Raw genomic sequence first — 5,369 nt, 5'->3', positions numbered from 1 at the left:
TAAAAAACAATATGTTACGCTGTTTCAAAACTCGAAGTCCGACAGTCTGCTAGCGAATGCCCATATTCTTACATTAAAATTGAGCAAACGAGATCAGCATCTTGATACTTAAAACCAGCGAGATAACGGCGAATATCTTTTTCAAAAAAGCTTCGGGCAAACTATGGGAGCAGTGAGCGCCATAGGGAGCTGTAATAAAGCTGGCAATCGATATTGCTAAAAATGCCGGCACATAAATGTATCCAAGAGTATAGGGGTCGCTCAATGTTTTAGACCAGCCGCTCATCATGTAACCAATAGTACCCGTGATAGCAATGGGAAACCCAATGGCTGCTGAAGTGCCAATGGCTTTTTTCATGTCCACATTCTTATAGCCCAAGTAGGCAACGGTGAGAAAACCACCACCCACTGCTGCAAGTGCTGATACTGATCCGATCCCAACTCCGGCAACAATTAATCCGCGAAAGCTTGTCGGTTTCTGGCTAGGTTTCGGTTGCCAATTAAAAAACATTTGCCCCGCTATCAGTGCCATGAACAGCGAAAAAAATATGGCAATGGTGGCTGAGTTTATGTTTGCAGCGACCTGGGCAGTCAGAAAGGCGCCCAAAATAATCCCAGGTGCCATACCACGAACGACCTGCCACAAGACAGCGCCTCGTGAAGCATGCACGCGGATGCTTGCTGATGAAGAAATTATCATGCAAGCCAATGATGTTCCTAATGCCAAATGAACGACGCTATCTACGCTCATTCCTTGGTAAATAAAAATGGATGCCAGCAAAGGAACCAGTATTCCACCGCCACCAAGCCCCAGAAAGCCCGCCATAAAACCAACAAAGGCACCGAACACAATGTACAACAATATCCATTCAATACCCGGCATATATCTCTCCCTATTTATTGGTTTGTTGGAGCAACCAAGCGGTCTCAGTTGACGAAACTTTTCCCTTCAATCCGCCTGCGATATTTTTGATGTCAACAGACTTCAATTGGTAAGTCGCACCATAATGTTGCTTTACTTCGTTCTCGTTAACTGAAAACGGCGGGCCCTCCATCAGCAGCTGGTTGTATTCATAAGAAATCAGCAGCTGCGGCGCTGCATTGGTTATGTTCATCAGGTGTGACGTATATTGCTGTCGTATGAAAGCAGGCAATGCAACTAGAGCCGCGCGATCGTATATCGCGTTTATGGGCCCAAGATATTCAGCCGACACATCAAAAATATCACCTACTAGCATGTCGATATCTTTCGCGCTGTAACGGATCAATTTTCCAACTTTGGAGATTTCCGGCTCTAAGCCAAGTTCTTTAAACAACTCGGTAATGGCGAGTTCGCTCAACTCTGCGCCGACAACTTGATAACCGCTGGCAAGCAACCATGCATAATCACGTGACTTGCCACACAACGGCAGGAATACTCGACCACTTTTTGCCAGGTTTAATTTTTCAAAATGTTCGATTAGTAACGGGTTTGCCTCATTTTCATGAAAACCAATATCACCTCGTTCCCATTTTTGATGCCAAAAACTTGCTTTCATATCGTCTCCTTAAATTCTTCAGCTATAAATAACATCCCACTAACTTAACGGCTTAAGTTGTGCCAAGTTGTGTAGTGAGCTAGGATAAAAGCTCAAGTCAACTTGAAGTCAAGCATTAATTACGATAGGTGAAATAATGGATATAGCCGAGGTCGCAAAGGCATCTGGATTACCCGCCTCAACGTTACGATTTTATGAAGAAAAAGGACTGATCCAGTCAACCGGTCGAAATGGTTTGCGCCGTCTATTCAGCGCCAATGTTATAGAGCGGCTGGCTTTAATATCGTTGGGTCGTAGCGCCGGTTTCTCGCTTGATGAGATTGGTGAAATGTTTACTTCTGAAGGGCCAGACATTAACAGAGCACTGCTGTTAGCCAAGGCAGATGAGTTGGACAGAACAATTGAAGAGCTGGCCGCTATGCGTGATGGGCTTCGTCACGCAGCGGTCTGCAAGGCCCCCAGCCATTTTGAATGTCCAAAATTTCTTCGTCTCCTTCGTATTGCCGGTAAAAATCGGTTCAGGCAACCCAATAAACTGAAGGAAAACAAACTTAAGCGAGGAGGGCAGAAAACGTAAGACAGGCGAGCACTGTTTAGTCAGATTAACAGTGAAGATGCATATGCCTCCTGACAGATCGGCATGTTGGTAACTCGTATGTTTATCCTGCGATATTGAGCTTTTCATGCATCTCAACCTACCGCGCTAACGCGCTTACGTCGGAGAATGGCTCTTGAGCCACTCACGCAAAGCTGCGTCTACTCGGGTTTGCCAGCCTTCGCCGCTTTCGCGGAATTGTTCTACTACTTCTCGCGATAACCGAATAGTGATGCGCTCTTCAAATGGTGCTTTCTGAGGGCCACGCACACCTAGTTTCTTTCTAAGGGACAGTGGCAATACTTCAGCGGCCGACCCAAATAAGTGATGCGTCAATGTTTTTGTATGCACAAATACACAATAGGCTGCCGCGTGAAAATCGGGTCGAACGCGGAGCTATGGGCTGCGCGCTCTTGCAAAAGCGCGTGGATCATGAGCGCCAGCCAAACGAAGGCTAGGTCAGTATTGGCGTTTCCAACCCGTTTTCCAGTCGGTGCAAAATCTCGTGACGTTCCTGTTTCAGCACTCCCGCATCCGTGGTATTTGAGGCAGGATTCTTGCTGGTGATCACGTCGCTCATCGGATGTTCCCACGTCCGAGCTAATTGTCACGGTTCTCGAACCGTCGCGCGATCTTGGGGGCGGCGTACAGGATCCCCAATGCCAAGAGGGTACTCAAAACGGCCGTTGCTTCGCGGCCCATCCCCGCGGCCACACCGATCGCCGCCGTCAGCCAGATGCCAGCCGCCGTGGTCAAGCCCTTGATCTCCTCTTCGCCCCTCCCCTTGATAATGGTACCGGCCCCGAGAAATCCGATACCGGCGACAAGACCTTGCAAAACTCGCGTGAGGTCGGCGTCAGACACCCCGGCTTGCTGAGGAATGAGGACGAAGAGTGCCGCCCCGAGGGCCACTAACATGTGCGTCCGCAGTCCGGCAGCTTTCCCCTTCTGCTCGCGTTCGAATCCCAATATACCGCCCAGGATCGCGGCGACCAGCAAGCGTAATGTGATACGGGTCACACCAGCCGCGTCGGGGAGATCGGAGAACTCCTGCCAGACGGTATTTCCGACCTCCTGCCACCATACACCCATCATCGCGTCCTACTTTCCAAAATATGATTCAGTTGCCGTTATGTGTTCGCCCAACGCCTTGTTTAAGAAAAGCGCTGGTCAGTTCTAACATTACAACATTTTTTTTCGGACTTCTTCAAACTTCCGCACTGCGCGACTTACTGTCATGTAGTGTATCTCGAAAGGGCACCCGATCTCTGCCATCGTCTAAGCACTGGATAGGTAAGCCTGAGCGATCGCCTGATCTCTATATCCGGGTGCTGTGGTTTTTGCGGGCTTCAGCATGGTCATTATTTGTCCGTTCGTTTTGGCAACATCCAGTTCGGGCGCGGGTAATGGCAGGTATAGCCGGTGGGGAAACGTTTCAGATAATCCTGATGCTCGGGCTCGGCTTCCCAGAAATCACCGGCAGGTGCCAGTTCGGTAACCACCTTACCCGGCCACAAACCTGAGGCGTTCACGTCGGCAATCGTATCTAGCGCGATCTGTTTCTGCACGTCGTTGACGTAGTAAATCGCTGAGCGGTAGGACGAACCCTGGTCATTGCCCTGCCGATTGGCCGTCGTCGGATCGTGTATCTGGAAGAAGAATTCCAGAATGCGGCGGTAAGAAATTTCCGTTGGGTTAAAGAAGATTTCGATACCTTCGGCATGTGTGCCGTGATTGCGGTAGGTGGCGTTGCGTACGTCGCCGCCGGTATAGCCCACCCGCGTTTTCTCCACGCCCGGCAGCTTGCGGATCAGATCCTGCATACCCCAAAAGCAGCCCCCTGCCAGTACTGCGCGTTCCTGTGCCATTACTTATCCTCCACCTGGTTAAGATATTCGCCGTAGCCTTCCGCCTCCATGTCATCCCGGTGGATAAAGCGCAGCGAGGCTGAATTGATGCAATAGCGCAAGCCACCGCGATCCTGTGGGCCGTCTGGAAACACATGCCCCAGATGGCTGTCGCCGTGAACCGAGCGGACTTCGGTACGGATCATGCTGTGGCTGGTATCGCGCAGTTCATTGATGTACGCGGGTTTGATGGGTTTGGTGAAGCTGGGCCAGCCGCAGCCCGACTCAAACTTGTCCGAAGACGCAAACAGCGGCTCCCCGGACACGATATCCACATAGATGCCCGGTTCGTCATTGTGAAGATACGCACCCGTCCCTGGATGTTCCGTGCTGCCGTGCTGGGTTACGCGACGTTGTTCCGGTGTCAGGTTGGCGATGGCAGCATCGGATTTCTTGTATGTCTTCATGAAATTTTCTTTGAGATGGTTTGGAGTAAAGTTTGTCGGAGTGTTAGAACTGACCCGTGCGTTTTCAGGGGGGGATGTGTCGAAACTTAAAGACGCGGTGAAGACCACAAGCTCGGCGACATAGCGTTTGTATATTCCACTTGCCACCGAATGCTCCATCGAGGCCAAAATCGTTAGGTTCTTTTTCCAAGATTAATTATTTGGAGCAGTGTAGTTCCAATTATTGTTCTTGCCTAAAAGACTTCCTTTCCCATCTGCGTAAGGAACGGGACTAAGAAATTCAATTCCATCATCTGCTGGTTGTGTTCCATCCTTGTTCTTAGGTGAAGTTCTAACAGTTTTTACCCATAACCGCCCAGTTTGTGTATCGAGCATAAACTGGTCTCGCCGAAAGTCTGAGATTTGACCGAACACAAACCTGCCGCCAGGGCTGGACAGCATTTTCTGTTGGGGAAGTTTCACTTCAACCGGCTCGGCTTCGACGGGTTGATTGCAAGAAGCAAAAAAAAAGCAACAGAAAATCGTTTGGGCATTTTGGCGCGCCCCTTTTTTACATGGTTCCATTGAGTTCTCCATAATTAAGCGGATGTTTTACCAAAAACACTACTTGCATGATGGTCGTGAAACTGGGAAGGCCAAGACGAACCGTGTCTCGTTTTGTAGGTTTTTGTTCTCTCATTTTGTTTGCACCGTATCGTTACCATCCCGGTAATGGCATACATTCCAGTGCCGAGGGTTGGGTCTCGCTGTTGGGTTAATTCAAAGTCATTTTCTTGAAAACCGTGTGACTTAATTGAAGAATAAAAATCTTACTTTTCGCTATCGCCTACCATGATGACTCCCCTGTTTTATTTCTGAACGATTTCCGCCTAACGACGCTGTAGAAAAACCCCATTCTGAACACCTGCTTCAGCTTTGGGTG

The 5,369-nt window shown here is 49.4% G+C and carries 9 protein-coding genes; 1 reads left to right on the top strand and 8 read right to left on the bottom strand.

The window, feature by feature from the left end:
- Positions 1-73 precede the first annotated feature (73 nt).
- Together MJ768_RS14980 and tmpT are read right to left on the bottom strand one after the other, a co-directional pair.
- Positions 74-883: a sulfite exporter TauE/SafE family protein gene (locus MJ768_RS14980; RefSeq protein ID WP_239292865.1), complete on the bottom strand. Its 810-nt coding sequence runs from the start codon at positions 881-883 to the stop codon at positions 74-76.
- Positions 884-893: 10 nt separating this feature from the next.
- A complete protein-coding gene (gene tmpT / locus MJ768_RS14975) occupies positions 894-1,538 on the bottom strand; it encodes a thiopurine S-methyltransferase (protein WP_239292864.1) in 645 nt (214 codons plus the stop codon).
- A gap of 136 nt (positions 1,539-1,674) precedes the next feature.
- Between tmpT and MJ768_RS14970 the strand changes: the two genes are divergently transcribed.
- The gene (locus MJ768_RS14970; protein ID WP_239292863.1) at positions 1,675-2,115 is read left to right on the top strand and encodes a helix-turn-helix domain-containing protein; all 441 of its coding nucleotides are present in this window, start codon (positions 1,675-1,677) and stop codon (positions 2,113-2,115) included.
- Between the two features lie 135 nt (positions 2,116-2,250).
- On the opposite strand, the gene MJ768_RS14965 is transcribed toward MJ768_RS14970, so the two are convergent.
- The 6 genes from MJ768_RS14965 to MJ768_RS14945 all read right to left on the bottom strand — a co-directional run bounded on the left by MJ768_RS14965 (position 2,251) and on the right by MJ768_RS14945 (position 5,011).
- Positions 2,251-2,484 (bottom strand): BrnA antitoxin family protein, encoded by a 234-nt coding sequence (locus MJ768_RS14965; protein WP_239292862.1) that lies wholly within the window; start codon positions 2,482-2,484, stop codon positions 2,251-2,253.
- A 103-nt stretch (positions 2,485-2,587) separates the two neighbouring features.
- Positions 2,588-2,713, bottom strand: coding sequence for a hypothetical protein (locus MJ768_RS15225; protein ID WP_256449876.1), 126 nt, complete (start codon positions 2,711-2,713; stop codon positions 2,588-2,590).
- 20 nt (positions 2,714-2,733) lie between these two features.
- Positions 2,734-3,228, bottom strand: coding sequence for an MgtC/SapB family protein (locus MJ768_RS14960; protein ID WP_239292861.1), 495 nt, complete (start codon positions 3,226-3,228; stop codon positions 2,734-2,736).
- A gap of 266 nt (positions 3,229-3,494) precedes the next feature.
- Entirely contained in the window at positions 3,495-4,001 is a 507-nt protein-coding gene (msrA, locus tag MJ768_RS14955) for a peptide-methionine (S)-S-oxide reductase MsrA (protein ID WP_239292859.1), read from the bottom strand.
- Entirely contained in the window at positions 4,001-4,447 is a 447-nt protein-coding gene (gene msrB / locus MJ768_RS14950; protein WP_239292866.1) for a peptide-methionine (R)-S-oxide reductase MsrB, read from the bottom strand. Before msrB ends, msrA begins: the two co-directional genes overlap by 1 nt.
- Positions 4,448-4,639: 192 nt before the next feature.
- Positions 4,640-5,011 (bottom strand): hypothetical protein, encoded by a 372-nt coding sequence (locus tag MJ768_RS14945; RefSeq protein WP_239292857.1) that lies wholly within the window; start codon positions 5,009-5,011, stop codon positions 4,640-4,642.
- Between the last annotated feature and the right edge of the window lie 358 nt (positions 5,012-5,369).

The organism is Candidatus Nitrotoga sp. 1052 (assembly GCF_927312905.1).
Classification (GTDB): domain Bacteria; phylum Pseudomonadota; class Gammaproteobacteria; order Burkholderiales; family Gallionellaceae; genus Nitrotoga.
This window is presented reverse-complemented; position numbering and strand designations above follow the sequence as displayed.